This window comes from Kamptonema animale CS-326 (assembly GCF_028330895.1).
GTDB lineage: Bacteria > Cyanobacteriota > Cyanobacteriia > Cyanobacteriales > Microcoleaceae > Kamptonema > Kamptonema formosum.
In genome coordinates this window covers 1-16,634 of sequence record NZ_JAQMUA010000085.1, presented here as the reverse complement: position 1 = coordinate 16,634, position 16,634 = coordinate 1, and the positions used below count along the sequence as shown (strand labels likewise).

Here is a 16,634-nt window from a genome sequence, read left to right as displayed (position 1 = left end):
GCCAACAGGCGCGGTAAAGATACCGCGCCTGTTGGCGGCGTTACGCGTAAGTCCTGAGTTTGTTTCTTCGCGTAGGCGTAGCCAGCCGAAGACATCGCACTCCATCGAACTCACATTACTTGCTATTGATTCTCAATAACTCACCATATTGAAAAAATATAGAATTCTTGTGTATGATTGTCAATAGGAAGACTTTTTTGAAAAGCTGACTATGGTACTTTACACAGCGACATCATTTAAATCCGAACTCAACGATAAGGGCTGGCGGATGACTCCTCAGCGGGAGACTATTTTGCACGTCTTTCAAAATTTGCCAAAGGGCAATCACCTGAGTGCGGAGGATCTTTACAATGTGCTACAAAATCGAGGGGAACGGATCAGTCTGTCCACTATTTACCGAACTCTGAAGTTAATGGCAAGGATGGGTTTGCTGCGAGAACTGGAACTGGCAGAAGGTCACAAACATTATGAAATCAATCAGCCTTACCCGCACCACCACCATCACCTTGTCTGCGTTCAGTGTAACAAGACTATTGAGTTCACCAATGACTCGATCTTAAAAATTGGCATGAAGCAGTCTGAAAAGTCCGGTTTGCATTTATTGGACTGTCAGTTAACAATTCATACAGTTTGTCATGAGGCGTTGCGGATGGGATGGCCATCTTTGCTTTCGAGTAATTGGTCATGTCCAAAGGCGATCGCAGATGCAGGACACACAGATATAGCTCACTTAGATACGTCACACTTAGATGAGGAATAAAACCCGCTCTTGAAATTTGGGATGAACAAGCATTGCGATCGTTAGTGAGGACTTACGCAAAAGCAATATAATTGTGTTATTGCCAATCCAATCAAGCAATTGTCACTCTTGATTTTTATTTCGATTGCGTAAGTCCTGTTATCATTTTTAACTCCAAAAAACCCAAAAGTTGTTGAACTGAGGGGGAATTTAACTGATAATTTGAATGGACAAAGTGTATTGAATATCCGATGTAACACCAGCACCTCTAAAGTTGCCAGAAATAGGGGCGGCGTAGCGAGGGATGGCACTAGCAGCTAGGACAATATGGCGATCGCTAACTACCAAACCCTGTGTAGGGTCATATCCCAACCAACCAGCACCCGGTAAATATACTTCTGCCCAAGCATGGAGATGCCGTTCTTCTTGTTCAGGAACTCCTTCCTGATAGCCGCTGACAAATCTTGCAGCTAGCCCAAAAGCGCGACAAGCTTCGATAAAAATAATTGCCATATCGCGGCAGGAACCTAACTTTTGATTCCAGGTAATTCCGGCCGGAAACGGATCGCCAGTTTCCCTAACTGTCTGCTCGCAATTTTGATAAATTCGCTGGTTAAGTTCGCTGAGAAAGTTAACAGTTTGACCATTTGTTGCTTGCCAAATCTCTTGTGCTAACTCCATTATTACGGGGCTAGTAATAGGTTGTAAATATGGCGCAAGCTGAGCCAGCACTGGTGCTGGATAATCTGTAATTGGCAACTGCATTGCCCAAGGCTCTACGAGGTAATTAAAGGGATTTGTACAGTGGGTTTCGACTTCAGAGGTAATTTTAATACTGAGTTGGTTTGTAGGCTGTGTAAACCACAGCTTCATAGTATTATTTCCTTCCCAATCTAGCACCTCAGAAACTCCGGCTGCTTCGGGAGTTACTTCTAAGGAAAAAGCCCGTAGGGACTGAAAACCGCAAGAGCGGGCTCGCAACCTAACTGTATGAGGCTCTAGATCAACAAATCTGCTGTAACTATAAGTAGTGAGATGAACAATTTTGTAGAGCATTTAGTAGTTGTTAGTTGTTAGTACACATAAATATAGCTCTCTCAAAAGAATCTCAAAGTATTACTCTCTCTGAACAACAATCTAATTTCGGGAGATGTTTAATAAACTACCATGATTCTTAGTTTTTCATAGTAATCGTGACCAAACCCAGCTTTACTCTGAGTTGCTTAACTAACTAGCTTATAATCTCAAGGACTTTGTTTGCGATCGCCCCTAGCTTTCCCAATCGGGGCGATCGCCTGAGTCATTACTGGGGATGCTCTGACAAGATTGCTAAAGATGAGCCAATTAAACCGAGTAAGACTGCCAACCCGCATAAGATTAGAGAGTTGAGACTCCCACCCCCTCAAGGGGCGATGCTAGCGGCGCGGTCAAATTATGTCAGATTGGAGGCTTTAGCTTGTTAGGCGCGATCGCCCGGTTGGTGAAGCTGATATTTAAGGAATTGCTAGCGGCGTTTCAGTAAATTACCCAGTCCATCTCCCTCATCTCCCTTATCTCTCCCAGCACTAATCCATTGTGCTAACACAAGGGTTAGGGAGATCTGAGGGATCGCGCGATCGCCCCTTCTAACGGACAGACCACTTTACATCGCAACCGACAACATGGGAAGAGGGAGATCGGGGATTGGGGCAATTTCCCACTCAAAACTCCAAACTCCTTTTCCTTAACCTCTTGATTATTTGTAAACATTCGTTATTATTAAATAATAAGACTGATTGGTAAATCAACTGATTTCTCTCCGTTGCCCACAGCAAAGTACCCAGAGAAGACAAGCTCGACGGTTGGTTTCAACTTTTTGCTTGCCTGAATTCAGAAATTTAGCCGTTAGTCCAGCAAATTAGCCTGAAAAAAAGGAGCTATCTGTTCAATGGAGGAAATTGAAAAGGTACTGGAAGAAATCACGGAATGGATTCGCAAGCTCATAGAAGCTCTGCTGGGCCCAGACACTCAACCAGAACCCGAACTTATTCCCATTCCAGTCAACGAACCAAAGCGTCCCAGATAACCGCAGTGGATTTGAGATTGGCAAAAGGATTCAGCTCTCTGTGACATCCCAAATCAAAAATCAGAAATAAAAATTAATTTCGCTGGAATTGTTGGAATTGTTAAATATCCTGGTGTTGCACGGCCCCAATCTCAATCTATTGGGTCAGCGAGAACCTGGAGTTTATGGCAGTGCAACTTTAGATGACATCAACCAGTTGTTAGAGGAAGAAGCGCAAGCCCTCCAGGTCAAAATTTCTATCCAGCAGTCCAATCATGAAGGCGTTTTGGTGGATGCAATTCAGTCAATGCTAGGGCAACACCAAGGTCTGCTGATTAATGCTGGAGCTTATACCCATACCAGCGTAGCCATCCGAGACGCGATCGCTGCCGTTAATGTTCCTGCGGTAGAAGTTCATCTGAGTAACATTTACCGCCGCGAGCTTTTTAGACACCATTCCTTTATTGCGGCGGTGGCGATTGGTCAAATCAGCGGTTTTGGCGCGGATAGTTACCGTTTGGGGTTACAAGCTTTGGTTCACCACTTGAAAAGCCAGGGGCTAGGGGCTAGGGAAGAAGGGAACAAGAGGGCTAACTGAAATGCGTTACTCCCTGTTAAGTAAGTTTCAAGGTGTGCTACTAGGTGCAGCATTAGGGGAATTATTAGGCATTGAATACCAAAGGCAACTATCAAGTTGTAGCGATCGGAATGAAGGTTTTAACCGCAGTTCAAACAAGATAAAATTGCCAAATTTCCGGCTGGGTGCGGCACGAGGTGAAATAAACTCGCTCAACCGTGACTTCCAGCTTAACAATAGAGCATCTGCTAGCAGCGCTTATCTTGCTTACCTCTGGGGTAAAAGCTTGATACAGATGAGAGGTTTAGATTTAAAAGACTGGAGAGATATTTGGGTTGGAGTTTCTAACTCAGAATTCACAAAAGTTAACTCTTCAGCAGACGATCCAAAGGCTGGCAGATCGGCACCAGACATATTACCTAGAAAAAATTTTACTTCACCCTTAGCCCTTCACCCTTCATCTTTGATCCTTCAGCCTTCAGCAGCAGCAGTTGCTACTTTACCAGTAGCGATGTTTTTTCATGAAAATAAAGCTAAACTACGAGAAAAGCTAGAACAAGTAGCTGGGGTTTGGCAAGCACCCAGCCAAATTGAACAAGATGTAGCAGTAGGCACTGTAAGCGTAGGGTACGCGATTGCGCGTGCGCTTAAAGAAAAACTCCACCCCTCCGTATTAATTCCCGAAACCCTTACCTATCTGGGGGTAGATACACCGTTAGCAACTTTACTGCTAAAAGTACAGGTATTGTTAGAGCAGAATGCTAGTTTAGAGGCAGCTCAGACTCAGCTTTGTAAAAGTGCAGTCGATGCACAGAGGCAAGAGGTAACAGAGGGAAGCTTAGAGGCCAAGTTTGTCAGTCCTTCATTTTTTCTGCCGATTGCCTTAGCATTTTACTGCTTTCTGAGTACCCCAGAAAATTTGCGCCTAGCAGTTATCCGCGCAGCGCGAATGGGGGTAGAACCCCAACTCACTTGCAGTTTGGTGGGGGCCCTGTCGGGAGCTTATAATAGCGCTGTCGGCATTCCTGTAGAATGGCGAGTCGGATTAGCAACAAATTCTCAAGGGCGTGAGAGTTCCGATCGATCGCCTTTAATTTGGGGTACGGTAAGTATAGGGGAAATTATGGAATTAGCAGCTAACCTCTTGGCTGTTTGGTCTGGAGTCTACCACAGCTCAGTCTATAGCGCATCACCACAACCTCCTGTTGTGGCAGCACCTTATGTGATTAGACCTCATAGAATTTAGAGTTTTTGAGATTTTTAGATTCAGGAGTGAAAGAAATTCGGTGTGAATAGCGATCGCTAACTGTCTCCGCCTCACCGAGTCTAGTTTTAAGAGATAAAAAACTTAGAACTAGGCACTAATCAGTATCCAGAGTCAGGCAAAATATCTGACAGGGCTGCTAAATAACTTCGATGTAGCTTTGATATAAATGAATACGCTCCACTCTCTTGCTGCTAGCTTTATTGAGCAGCTAAACGCTGTCCGCAGGGTAAGCAAACACAGCGCTAACACACAAACTACTAATGGCGGTTTAGCACATACTGCACAAAACCACCAGCATCTACTATCTCCCTTGCCCCTCTCACCGACGCTTGTTGAGACTGTCGCTCCTTCTAGGGGTCAAACCTTAAAATCCTGTCCTAAAGGTAGAGCGCGCTCGCCTTGGCTGCTAGTAGTAGCTGTGGTGTCTCTGACGGGGACAATGGGACATCGCTTTTACAATCAGCCGAAATTGGATGTGGGAACTAAAGCTCCCCAGACAATCAAAGCTCCAGCTAGTGCTAGTATCCCCGATCGCAAAACCACCGAAGAGCAGCGCAAAGAAGCCCGCACGGGTGCAGTACCAGTGCTAGCCATCGACCCTAGTGCCGATCGCCACATCTATCAGGAAATTCAAAAATTTCTGGCACGGGGTAACGAACTACGACAGCTCGCAGGGCCATTTCCTTTTGTGAGCATAGAAGTACTCTCTACTACTGTGCAGAGTTACTTAAGGCAGTGCCAAGAGTGGGAATGGCGAGCTGTACTGGCAGAACTCGATGACGAAAAAATCGGGAATACAGAGTCAACTCAAGAACAATTCCCAGCCGCAAAGCAGATCGTCAATAAATCTGTAGAGCAAGCAGTTGCAGAACTTGAAGCTTACCGTTTGGTAGTATCACAGGAAGATTTTAACAGACTCACAGAAAATATCTCCCAGGCTCGCAAAGGTTATTTCAACGCCTTAGAGGAACTCTCCAAGCAATCCGTTTCAGCACTGGGAGAGATCTATGATTCCTCTTTATTGGAGTTATCCGATACAGCTTGGTTGCAAACGCAAACCGGAATTAACCGTACAGCCAGCCGGATGCTGGCTCAAGGCATTCCGCCGGGACTGCCTAAAGATCTCTTAAAGGAAGCCGTCAGACAACAAGTAATGGATGTCATGCCGACGGAAACTCAACCTTTAGCGGTGAAGAGCTTAGGGGCAATTTTGCAGCCAAATCTGGTTAGGGATATAGAAGCAACCAAACAGCTAGCCGAACTTGCCGCTCAAAAGGTCAAACCGGTAATGGCAACTGTGGAAGAGGGCGAGATTATTGTTAAAGAAGGCGAGGAAATCACCCTGTCCGATTTCGTGTTGCTAGACCACTTTAGTTTGAGCCGTCGGGAAGTAAATTGGGTAGGGTTAACGGGGTTTGTCTGCCTAGTTAGCGGCGCAATTGGAGTTGTGCTGTTGGTGGAGAGGTACTATCGCCTACGGCGCAGAGATCATTTGCTGTTGTTGCTGTTGACGCTGAGTACGCCAGTGCTGTTGACTGTGGGCATTCCTTGGACGAGTTTACCCGCGATTGGGATTCTGGCGGGTAGCTTTTACGGTTCGGCTGTGGGAGTAACAGTGGTGGGCCTGCTTTCGGCAGTATTGCCGATTGGCTTAGAAATTGACGGGATTCATTTGTTGGCAAGTGCAGCCGGAGGCTTGCTGGGTGCGCTTATGGCTGGGCGACTGCGATCGCGCGAGGAACTAGCTCTGTTAGGGGTGGGGGTAGGGGTAACTCAGGGCATGGTTTACCTGTTGTTTACTCTGATTGGAAGCGCCACTGCTGGCTCGATTTGGTATGCGTTAGTCAGTACAGTGATTTTGCAAAGTCTGGGCGGGGTGGCTTGGAGTATTATCGCTCTCGGTCTAAGTCCGTATTTAGAACATTTGTTTGATTTGATCACGCCGATTCGTTTAGCGGAATTGGCTAACCCCAACCGTCCCCTGCTAAAAAGGTTGGCTGCGGAAGCACCAGGGACGTTTCAGCACACTTTATTTGTGGCTAGCTTGGCTGAAGCTGCGGCGCGATCGCTCGGTTGCAATGTGGAACTGGTGAGGACTGGCACATTGTACCACGATATCGGCAAAATGCACGATCCTATGGGATTCTGTGAAAATCAGATGAGCGGCCCGAATAAGCACGATCAAATTAATGACCCTTGGGTGAGTGCAGAGATTATTAAAAAGCACGTTACTGAAGGGTTGGCGATGGCCAAGAAATATCGATTACCCAAGGCAATTCAGGCCTTCATCCCGGAACATCAAGGGACAATGTTAATTGCTTATTTCTACCACCAAGCACAGCAAATTGTTGCCGAACAAGAAAGAATTGCGAATGGGAAGGAATATGCGAATACAAAATTAAAAGTTTCAAATCGAGTCTTGAGAGAGGAAGATTTTCGTTACGATGGGCCCATACCTCAGTCGCGAGAAACAGGAATTGTGATGTTAGCAGATTCTTGTGAGGCGGCTTTGCGATCGCTTAAAGATGCCACTCATGAGGAAGCTTTGAGCATGGTTAATAAGATGATGAGGGCTAGATGGCAAGATAATCAGTTGATTGATTCGGGGTTGACGCGAGAAGATTTAGCGGAAGTCGCGGAAATTTTTGTGCGGGTTTGGGAACAGTTTAATCATAAGCGGATTGCTTATCCGAAAGCGGTTTTGACTCCCAGATAAGCTCAGAAATAGGAAAGCTAAAATATGGTAGAGATGAGTTTTCGCCAATCCTCTAATAACGCCACTGCGATCGTTTGGCGATGTGCGAAGCTCTCTCTTCTAAACTCACATTGTTTACTCAATGTAGCTGCACACAATTGATGAGGGAGATATGAGCAATTTAAATTATGGTGTAGGTAATAATATAACAAACACCAGTGCGATCGCATGGCTGTTTGCGGGATGCAGATAGGCGATTGCGGTAAAGCGATCGCAACGCCCAAGACCATTAAGACTTCTGGGTTTCTGGAACAGTTCGGAGGTTCGGCGACGCTCAGTCGAGCCGTCAGCCCTTGATTAAGTTCATCGCCCCTTCTTTCCCTAGCACCTAACCAGAAATTCCCTCTCTTCTCCCTAGCCCCTAACCGAGGACTAAGACTTTATGACTGCTAGCCTCCACAGTGACTCTGTACCTTCAGGGCGTGGTTTACCTCAAAGCAGCCAAAAGGCAATTACTGAGGCAGATGTCCTGATTACAGCAGCACTGGCAGATCGTGCAGCAAGAGAGCCGGACTTAGCGGCTGAAAATCAAGCCCTTATAGCTCTTACTCAAGAACTGACCGACGAGCCGCAGTCCCTGCTCAAAACCTTGGTTCGGATTGCCAAGGATATTTGTGCTTGCGACACTGCTGGGGTCAGCCTGTTGGAGACATTAGCAGATAGCACCTCCGTCTTTCGCTGGGTAGCGATCGCAGGTTCATTAGAATCTTGGGAAAAAACGACCATACCCAGCAACTTTAGTCCTTGTGGTAGAACGATTCAGTGCGGAGAGCCGCAACTTTATGCGCGTCCTGAACTTTATTTCCCCTACCTGCATCATCCTCAATTTCCTATCTTTGAGGCATTGCTGTTTCCGCTTGGCGTGAAAGATCGATCGCTAGGTGCAATTTGGATTATTTCTCACAACGAGCAGCGAGAGTTCGACCGGGAAGACCTACGATTAATGACCAGTCTCGCAGGCTTTACTGCTGCTGCTTTGCAGAGTATAGATCGGTGCCAGAGAGCTGAGTTAGCCTGGGAACGGGAGCAAGCCGCGAAGCTAGAAATTGAAGCAACCCGTCAAGCTTTAGACGAGGCGGCCTCACGGGCAGTCGATATTCTCGAAAGCATTACTGATGCCTTTATATCTTTGGATAGGGAGTGGCGTATTACTTACGCCAACCAGGAAGTTGCTAGGATAAATAACCTGCAACAGTCAGAAATGATTGGTAAAACGCACTGGGAAATATGGCCTTGGTCAGTCGGCACGATCGTTGAACAGACTTATCGCCAAGTTGTGGCAGACCAAGTAGCGGCTCAGTTTGAGGTTCTCTACGAACCCCTGATGATCTGGTTAGAGATTCACGCTTATCCCGCTCCAACAGGTCTAAGTATTTATTTTCGAGACATTAGCGATCGCAAACAAGCCGAACTCGTGCTAGTCGAGCAAAAACGACTGCTGGAGTTGACGGTATCCGGGCAACCCCTAGAGGAATGTTTCTCAGCTTTGTGCGCCTCGATGGCTAAGCTGAACCCCCATGTCCGCGCCTGCGTCCTGCTAACCGATGCCCAACGAAAAACCTTTTCCCGCTTAATTGCCCCAGACTTGCCACCCTCGTTCGGTCAAGGACTCAAAGATGCGCCGATTAATGAACTTGCCATTGGGACGTGCGGCGAGGCAGTATATTGCAATCAGCCTGTCACCTGTGCAGACATTGCCCGCGACGATCGCTGGTCGCAGGAATGGCAAGACTTATGTGTAGCTCACGGCGTGCTTGCTTGTCACTCCATGCCCATCCAAGACGTAGATCGCCTGCCACTGGGGTCTTTAATGCTTTGCTTGGGTGAGGCACGAATGCCCACCGATTGGGAATACCGACTCGCTGACTTTGGCACTCAAATCGCCAGTATCGTGCTAGAGCGCGATCGCTCTAACCTTGCTCTGCGCGAATCTGAAGCAAAATACCGCACGCTCACGGAACTTTCCACCCATCACGTCTGGATGTTAGACGCGGCGGGGGAACTCATCTTCCTGAATCAGAGCTTTTTGGATTACTTTGGCAAGCCGTTCAATGAATTGAAGCGCGAAAACTGGGCGGAAAATGTGCATCATCCTGACGATCGCGATCGTGTGGTTCAAGAGATTGCTAGCGCGATCGCAACAGGCACCAACATCCGTTCCGAACATCGCCTGCGGCGGCATGACAATCAGTTTCGCTGGTTTTTGAATGAAGCTACTCCCTGGCGCGATGCCAACGGTGAGATCGCACATTGGATCGGTGCTTCAGTGGATATTGACGACAGCAAACAAGCAGAAGCGGTTTTGCGGCAACTCTCCAGCGAACTCGAACGACAACTGCGAAAATTCGACGCGATCGCCTCTTCTGTCCTAGATTTTATTTACACCTTCGATTTATCGGGACGTTTCACCTACATCAATCCAGCGTTGCTCAATCTCTGGCAGAAAACTTCAGCCGAAGCTGTGGGAAAAAACTTTTTTGAGCTCGATTACCCAGCGGATTTAGCGACCCGACTTCAAGATCAGATTCAGCAAGTCATAGAGACGCGCCAACCGCTCAAGGACGAAACGCCCTACACGAGCGCATTTGGAACCCATGCCTACGAATACATTTTCGTCCCCCTTTTCAACGCCAACGGCGCGGTAGAAGCGGTGGCAGGCGTGACGCGAGACATTACCGATCGCAAACAGGTAGAAGCCGCATTGCGAGAGAGTGAAGAGAAATTCCGCAACATGGCAGACAATGCCCCATTTATGGTCTGGGTGACAGACTCTACGGGCTACTGCCACTATCTCAGCCAAAGCTGGTACGACTTTACAGGACAAACCCAAGAAACGGGTTTAGGATTTGGCTGGTTGAACATGACCCATCCAGACGATCGCGAGTATACCGAGCAAACCTTCCTAGCAGCGAATCAGCGCCAGGGTGTCTTCCGAGTGGAGTATCGCTTGCGCCGTAAAGACGGTGAGTATATTTGGGCGATCGATATGGCGAACCCCTGGTTTGGGGCAGATGGTGAGTTTAAAGGCTATATTGGCTCGGTGATTGACATTGACGATCGCAAACAAGCCGAGTCTGCCTTACGTCGCTCGGAGGAACGCTATCGAACGCTGTTTGAATCGATCGATGAAGGCTTTTGCGTCATCGAAGTAATCTTTGATGCCAATGAAACGCCCATTGACTACCGCTTTTTGGAAATCAATCCCGTCTTTGAGGAGCAAACCGGACTTCGAGAAGCAGTCGGTAAAACGGCGCGTCAGTTACTTCCCGATATTGAAGACCACTGGATTAAAATTTACGGCCAAGTCACACTGACAGGTGAATCTGTTCGTTTTGAGAGTGGTTCCGAGGTAATGAATCGTTGGTTCGACGTTTATGCCTGCCGCACCGGACAACCAGAGGAGCGAAAAGTTGCGATCGTCTTTAAAGATATCAGCGATCGCAAGCTCATCGAAATTGAGCGCATCGTAGCCCAAAAAGCTTTGCAGGCAAGCGAGGAGCAGAGCCGGAATATCTTGGATAGTATTACCGACGGATTCTTCGCGCTCGACCAAGATTGGCGGTTTACCTACGTGAATCGGCAGGGAGAACGCTTGCTCGATCGTACTCCGGGCGATCTATTAGGAAAGTCAATCTGGGAAGAATATCCCGGCATCGTCGGCATGGAATTTGAGCGAGCCTATCGTCAAGCCGCCAGCGAGCGAGTTGCTTCTTCGTTCATCTCGTTCTATCCTGACCACAACCGCTGGTACGAAGTCCAAGCCTATCCTGCCGCAGACGGAATCACTGTCTACTTCCGAAATGTAACCGATCGCCAGCGCATCGAAGCTGAACGCGAACAACTCCTGCAACGCGAACAGGCTGCACGGGAAGTTGCCGAAAATGCCAACCGCATTAAAGATGAGTTTTTAGCTGTTCTCTCCCACGAGTTGCGATCGCCCCTCAATCCAATTTTAGGCTGGTCAAGGTTGCTCCAAAACCGCAAGCTAGATGAAGCGAAGACGGCACAGGCCTTGGCAACCATCGAACGCAATGCCATGCTGCAATCTAAACTGATTGAAGATTTGCTCGATGTCTCCCGGATTTTGCAAGGTAAGCTTAGCTTGACGGTTAGTCCGGTCAACTTGAACTCGACAATTCGCGGGGCGATCGAAATCGTGCGGTTGGCAGCAGAGGCCAAATCGATTGAGATCGAGGCTTACCTCGATCCAAACGTCAGCTCTGTTTCTGGGGATGCCACTCGCTTGCAGCAAGTCGTGTGGAACCTACTTTCCAATGCCGTTAAATTTACTCCCGCAGGCGGTCGAGTAGAGGTGCGATTAGAAAGTTATGAGTTTGCAATTGTGAATTCTCAGTTGGAAAATTCAACTCACAACTCAACACTCAAAAAGCTACGCTCAAAAAGCTACGCTCAAATCACCATCCGCGACAACGGCAAGGGTATTGCACAGGAGTTTTTGCCCTACGTCTTCGACTACTTCCGTCAAGCTGATAGTGCCACAACTCGCAATTTTGGCGGCTTGGGATTAGGATTAGCGATCGTGCGTCATCTGGTGGAATTACATGGCGGTACAGTTGAGGCAGACAGCCCCAGTGAAGGGCTAGGAGCCACTTTTACGGTGAGATTGCCGCTGATGCCGATTAGTCTGGCAAAAAATCAGGCGGATCGATTCTCCGACTCATCCCTCAATTTGCAAGGCGTGCAGATTTTAGTGGTTGATGATGATACCGATACGCGAGAATTTATGGTGTTTTTGTTGGAGCAGGCTCAGGCAAGCGTTATTTCCGCATCCTCAGCAGGCGAAGCCTTTGCAGCGTTGACGAAATCCCAGCCGGATATCCTCCTGAGCGATATTGGGATGTCAGATATGGATGGTTATATGTTAATGCGGCAAGTGAGAGCTTTGCCCCCAGAGCAGGGTGGGCAAGTTCCGGCGATCGCCCTGACTGCTTATGCTGGAGACTTCAATCAGAAACAAGCTCTCGCTGCTGGGTTTCAACGTCATCTATCAAAACCTGTGGAACCGAATGAGTTACTCACAGCGATTGTCACCTTACTCAGGGGATAGTCGCGATCGAGAAATCAACCTTCTTTTTTCAAGGCAAATCCGATCGCTACCTTGACCACACTTGCCGATCGCTACAACTTCTGGCTCTCACCCTGCCGCAATCATTACACTATTAGATTTAATCACCGCGAAGACTTCTTTCCCTTTTTTTAAACCCAGTTTGTCAGCCGATGTCCGAGTGACAATCGATACCAACTCTACAGAGGGTGCGATCGCCAGGGTGACTTCCGCATTCACTGTGCCTTTGACAATTCGTTTCACTTTGGCCCTCAAAATGTTGCGGGCACTGATTTGTACCGCTTGCGATCCTGGTGTATTCATCAAATCGTTAGCAAAGCTTGCCGAAGGCATCGCTTCTTCTCCTTCCTCATCTAAATCCTCAGAAAATTCTATCGAGTTGACATCAAGCGGGGCAGATGAGGACGATTGCCCCATCTGTCGAATCATTTCTCGCAAAATTTCTGTTTTGCTGCGTTGAGTCTGCTGACAAATCTGTTCGAGAATTTGCCGCTCTTCATCCGAGGATTGGAAAGTAATCCAGCCTTGCTCTTTTCTTGGCATCGTAGAATACCAAATAAGTTGGTATAAAGTTGGTATGATTGGGCGTTGAATATCATTCTAGCGGTAAATCGGTCGTGCGATCGCTCTGAGCCAACCAGATCCACCAGGAGTTACGCACCCAACCAAAGAAACCGGGTTTTTTGACGAAAATACTTCGTTCTTACCCACATACGATCTCAAAAACCCGGTTTCTGGGACTCCCTGTGTAAGTCCTATCAACTCTAAATAACCAGCAATTAAGTAGAAGGAAGAAGGAAGAAGGAAGAGGAAAAATGCAACAAACAACTAACAACTAACAACTAACAACTAACAACTAACTCAGAAACTACCATGATTACAGATCTCTCCCCATTATGGATTTCTCTTAAAACCGCAGGACTTGCCACCATTGCTACATTCTTTACAGGCATTCCAATTGCTTACTGGATATTGAATTATCGAGGGCGATGGAAGTCAGTTATTGAGGGCATTTTTGTATCGCCGTTAATTTTGCCACCAACAGTTGTCGGCTTTTTGCTGCTGTTATTATTTGGCAAAAATGGCCCCTTGGGGCAGTTAATGGCTCAGTTTAATTTCACAATAGTTTTTACCTGGTATGCGGCCGCGATCGCGGCGACAGTTGTCGCTTTTCCCCTAATGTACAAAACTGCATTAGGAGCATTTGAACAAGTCGATCGCACTCTGCTGCAAGTTGCCCAAACTCTGGGCGCATCCAAGGTAAGGATTTTCTGGCGCGTGCTGCTTCCACTTTCTGTCCCCGGTATTGTAGCTGGAACCACTCTAACATTTGCACGAGCTTTAGGAGAATTTGGGGCAACTTTGATGTTAGCGGGCAATATTCCCGGTCAAACTCAAACTATTCCTATGGCAATTTACTTTGCAGTGGAAGCAGGAGCAATGAATGAGGCTTGGCTGTGGGCGATCGCGATTATGACGATCTCATTATCAGCGATCGTTGCGGTCAATTTGTGGCAGAAACAATATGAGGGCAAGATTCAAGGTAAGCAATTTGGCGCGATAGAAGCTCATGAACCCGTGTATCGTAGGGAAGAAATAGGGACTAAGGACTGGGGATTAAGCACTAAAGTAACAGAAAAAGAAAATTCTTCCCTGCGCCAAAGCCCCTATCCCCTACCCCCTTTTTCTATCAAGCAAGGGCTACTGGTTGATATTGAGAAACAACTGGCAAACTTTACCTTGAAAACCGCTTTTAGCCTTCACCAAGAAACTGTGGGATTACTAGGGGGGTCTGGTTCTGGTAAGAGTATGACACTGCGTTGTATTGCGGGGGTAGAAACCCCCAGTCAAGGGCGAATTATTGTTAATGGTCAAACTATATTTGATTCAGAAAAGGGGATTAATATCCCCAGTCATCACCGAAAAGTAAGTTTAGTGTTTCAAAACTATGCACTATTTCCTCACATGACTGTTTTCCAAAATATTGCTTTTGGCTTGCAACATTTATCGCAGGAAATGCGATCGCAACGGGTGCATCAACAATTGGCGCTATTGCAGTTAGAGGGATTAGGCGATCGCTATCCCCATCAACTGTCGGGTGGGCAACAACAGCGGGTAGCCTTAGCTAGGGCGCTGGCAACTGAACCGGAAGTTTTACTACTGGATGAACCGTTTTCGGCGCTGGATACCTATCTCCGCGCTCAAGTTGAGCGTCAACTGGTGGAAACTTTATCTACTTATTCGGGCGTGACTTTATTTGTGACCCATAATCTGGAGGAAGCTTATCGGGTATGTGAGAAATTGATGGTAATGTCGGGGGGGAAAGCGATCGCCTTTGATTCCAAACATCAGATTTTTGAGCGTCCTCAAACCTTGCGTGTCGCTCAACTGACGGGATGCAAAAACTTTTCTCGTGCAATTGCGATCGAGTCGAATGCGATCGCCGCGCTGGATTGGGGCGTTACCTTGCAAGTTGTGGAAATGATTGCCGGTTTGGCAAATGTAGGAATTCGTGCCCATCAGATTAGTATTATGCCCAATCCTGATGCCAATTTGGATAATACATTTCCGTGCTGGTTAGCTTCAACCAGTGAAACACCGCACCGCATGACGCTTTTTCTCAAGTTGAATGCTACTCCTGAAAACCCACAGGACTATCATCTACAAGCAGAAATTTTTAAAGAGAAGTGGGAAGCAATCAAGAATCATCCCTTTCCCTGGTATGTACGGTTAAATCCCCTGCGTCTGATTTTGATGGTTAAGTGACATACTCCCACATCAAGCTGAGTACAGCTATGATGTGGGCTTCTTAGCAGCCCGATGAAGGGTATGCAAGATTTCCTTCGCAGTACTTTCATCCATAGAACCAACTACAGAAAGATTCCCGCTACGGCGTTTTATACTGGGGAAAATGCCCAACCCCAGTCTTTTTAGGTTGATCGCAGCATTAATATCGCGATCTACCATCAAAGAGCTTTGCTCATCCCAATAGTCTCGCATACTACAATCGGTGAAAATTACTTTATTCCGATAGCTGAGTACCATTGAGGTGTAAGCAGGTTTATGTGAAATGACGGCTGCTCCAGCTTTTCCGGCTATGTAGTCCAGCGTCGTAAAAAATTGCCCAAAAGCTGCATCTTGCCAAGACTTATTCAGTCCCGACTTAGCAGATTGACCGTTAGGTAAATACTTTCCATTCTCATCTTGCTTGCTCTTATTCCGCTTCATTAAACCTTTGAGGTTCAAGTCTTCATGGAAGAAGAACTTAGCTCCTATTCTCACCAACTTGTGAGCAGTTTTGTAATGGAAGTCTTTGCGAGAACGAGCAATCTTTTGGTGTTGTCTCGCCTCTTTTTTAGCTAACTTCCGTCTTGACTTAGAGCCTCGTTTCCGTTTGTTCCGCTTTGTCGAAATCCGATCTAACTTAGATTGATTTTTTCTGAGCGGTTTTAACGAGGGTATTTTCTCTCCTTCAGATGTGGCAAGGTAGACATCTTCGTGTAAAACCGCATCCAAGCCAATTGAGTTATCCCAGGTTGGAATAATTTTGTCTGGTGTAAATTCAGGAACGGAAATGTCTTCAAGAATCAACTGAATAAACCAACCATCAGCTTTTCTGGTAACGCTAACTTGTTTGACAGTAAACCCATTAGGAATTGGGCGGTGCATCCGCACTTTTATAATTCCTAACTTGGGTAATCGAAGGTAAAACCACTTCTTGCGAACCAATTTAATCCAATCATTACCCGCAGTTGGGAAAGTCATGGTGCGGTAGTCAGCCTCGGTTTTAAATCGAGGTCTACCAGATTTTCCACCTTTACTGTCACCGACAATAAACCGCTCAAAGGCTTTGTCTGCTCGCTTAGAGACATCTTGTAGTACAGTTGAATCTACTTGCTTAAAATCCAACAACTCACCACTATGGACTACTTTAACCAAATCTTTTTTGAGAATTGGTAGTTGTTGTTTTTGGTGGTAGTAATTTGGCTTCTCTCTGGAGCGGCGATGCTCGTTATCAATGGACAAGCGTTAACAGCAGTGCGATTCTTTTCCCACCAATCAAATCTATCCCCTAGCTGGCGGTTATACCAATAACGGCAAATTCTGAGCCATTGGTTGAGGGTTAGCTTTTGATTGGTGTCGGGATAGAATTGGTACTGGTAGGT

The 16,634-nt window shown here is 46.9% G+C and carries 12 protein-coding genes; 7 read left to right on the top strand and 5 right to left on the bottom strand.

All coding sequences use genetic code 11. The features are described from left to right. Positions 1 to 211 precede the first annotated feature (211 nt). Complete coding sequence (locus PN499_RS04950; RefSeq protein WP_007357681.1) at positions 212 to 760, top strand: transcriptional repressor; 549 nt, start codon at positions 212 to 214, stop codon at positions 758 to 760. A 189-nt stretch (positions 761 to 949) separates the two neighbouring features. Here PN499_RS04950 and PN499_RS04945 read toward each other — a convergent pair whose 3' ends face one another. Both PN499_RS04945 and PN499_RS04940 read right to left on the bottom strand, forming a co-directional pair. Next, a complete protein-coding gene (locus PN499_RS04945) occupies positions 950 to 1,795 on the bottom strand; it encodes a transglutaminase family protein (RefSeq protein ID WP_272030570.1) in 846 nt (281 codons plus the stop codon). A 188-nt stretch (positions 1,796 to 1,983) separates the two neighbouring features. Then, complete coding sequence (locus PN499_RS04940) at positions 1,984 to 2,112, bottom strand: hypothetical protein (protein ID WP_272030569.1); 129 nt, start codon at positions 2,110 to 2,112, stop codon at positions 1,984 to 1,986. A gap of 554 nt (positions 2,113 to 2,666) precedes the next feature. Between PN499_RS04940 and PN499_RS04935 the strand changes: the two genes are divergently transcribed. The 5 genes from PN499_RS04935 to PN499_RS04915 all read left to right on the top strand — a co-directional run bounded on the left by PN499_RS04935 (position 2,667) and on the right by PN499_RS04915 (position 12,450). Further along, entirely contained in the window at positions 2,667 to 2,804 is a 138-nt protein-coding gene (locus PN499_RS04935) for a hypothetical protein (RefSeq protein ID WP_272030567.1), read from the top strand. 97 nt (positions 2,805 to 2,901) lie between these two features. Beyond that, entirely contained in the window at positions 2,902 to 3,381 is a 480-nt protein-coding gene (aroQ, locus tag PN499_RS04930; RefSeq protein WP_272030566.1) for a type II 3-dehydroquinate dehydratase, read from the top strand. A gap of 1 nt (position 3,382) precedes the next feature. Continuing rightward, a complete protein-coding gene (locus tag PN499_RS04925; RefSeq protein ID WP_272030565.1) occupies positions 3,383 to 4,606 on the top strand; it encodes an ADP-ribosylglycohydrolase family protein in 1,224 nt (407 codons plus the stop codon). A gap of 187 nt (positions 4,607 to 4,793) precedes the next feature. After that, positions 4,794 to 7,343 carry an HD family phosphohydrolase gene (locus tag PN499_RS04920; protein ID WP_272030564.1) on the top strand — a complete coding sequence of 850 codons (2,550 nt, stop codon included), beginning with the start codon at positions 4,794 to 4,796 and terminating at the stop codon, positions 7,341 to 7,343. 421 nt (positions 7,344 to 7,764) lie between these two features. Next, on the top strand, positions 7,765 to 12,450 hold the full coding sequence (locus PN499_RS04915) for a PAS domain S-box protein (RefSeq protein WP_272030563.1): 4,686 nt from the start codon (positions 7,765 to 7,767) through the stop codon (positions 12,448 to 12,450). A gap of 87 nt (positions 12,451 to 12,537) precedes the next feature. Here PN499_RS04915 and PN499_RS29560 read toward each other — a convergent pair whose 3' ends face one another. Further along, a complete protein-coding gene (locus PN499_RS29560; RefSeq protein ID WP_334311657.1) occupies positions 12,538 to 13,011 on the bottom strand; it encodes a TOBE domain-containing protein in 474 nt (157 codons plus the stop codon). A gap of 330 nt (positions 13,012 to 13,341) precedes the next feature. On the opposite strand from PN499_RS29560, the gene modB reads away from it, so the two are divergent. Then, positions 13,342 to 15,234, top strand: coding sequence for a molybdate ABC transporter permease subunit (gene modB / locus PN499_RS04905; RefSeq protein WP_272030562.1), 1,893 nt, complete (start codon positions 13,342 to 13,344; stop codon positions 15,232 to 15,234). 27 nt (positions 15,235 to 15,261) lie between these two features. Here modB and PN499_RS04900 read toward each other — a convergent pair whose 3' ends face one another. Continuing rightward, on the bottom strand, positions 15,262 to 16,407 hold the full coding sequence (locus PN499_RS04900) for an RNA-guided endonuclease InsQ/TnpB family protein (RefSeq protein ID WP_272030561.1): 1,146 nt from the start codon (positions 16,405 to 16,407) through the stop codon (positions 15,262 to 15,264). Further along, the coding region (locus PN499_RS04895; protein WP_272030560.1) for a helix-turn-helix domain-containing protein at positions 16,395 to 16,634 on the bottom strand (240 nt) is incomplete at its 5' end. The genes PN499_RS04895 and PN499_RS04900, both read right to left, overlap by 13 nt.

Coding starts and splice junctions, on each gene's coding strand:
- PN499_RS04950 (WP_007357681.1), top strand. CDS start 212: ATGGTACTTTACACAGCGACATCATTTAAATCCGAACTCAACGATAAG.
- PN499_RS04945 (WP_272030570.1), bottom strand. CDS start 1,795: ATGCTCTACAAAATTGTTCATCTCACTACTTATAGTTACAGCAGATTT.
- PN499_RS04940 (WP_272030569.1), bottom strand. CDS start 2,112: ATGCGGGTTGGCAGTCTTACTCGGTTTAATTGGCTCATCTTTAGCAAT.
- PN499_RS04935 (WP_272030567.1), top strand. CDS start 2,667: ATGGAGGAAATTGAAAAGGTACTGGAAGAAATCACGGAATGGATTCGC.
- PN499_RS04925 (WP_272030565.1), top strand. CDS start 3,383: ATGCGTTACTCCCTGTTAAGTAAGTTTCAAGGTGTGCTACTAGGTGCA.
- PN499_RS04920 (WP_272030564.1), top strand. CDS start 4,794: ATGAATACGCTCCACTCTCTTGCTGCTAGCTTTATTGAGCAGCTAAAC.
- PN499_RS04915 (WP_272030563.1), top strand. CDS start 7,765: ATGACTGCTAGCCTCCACAGTGACTCTGTACCTTCAGGGCGTGGTTTA.
- PN499_RS29560 (WP_334311657.1), bottom strand. CDS start 13,011: ATGCCAAGAAAAGAGCAAGGCTGGATTACTTTCCAATCCTCGGATGAA.
- modB (WP_272030562.1), top strand. CDS start 13,342: ATGATTACAGATCTCTCCCCATTATGGATTTCTCTTAAAACCGCAGGA.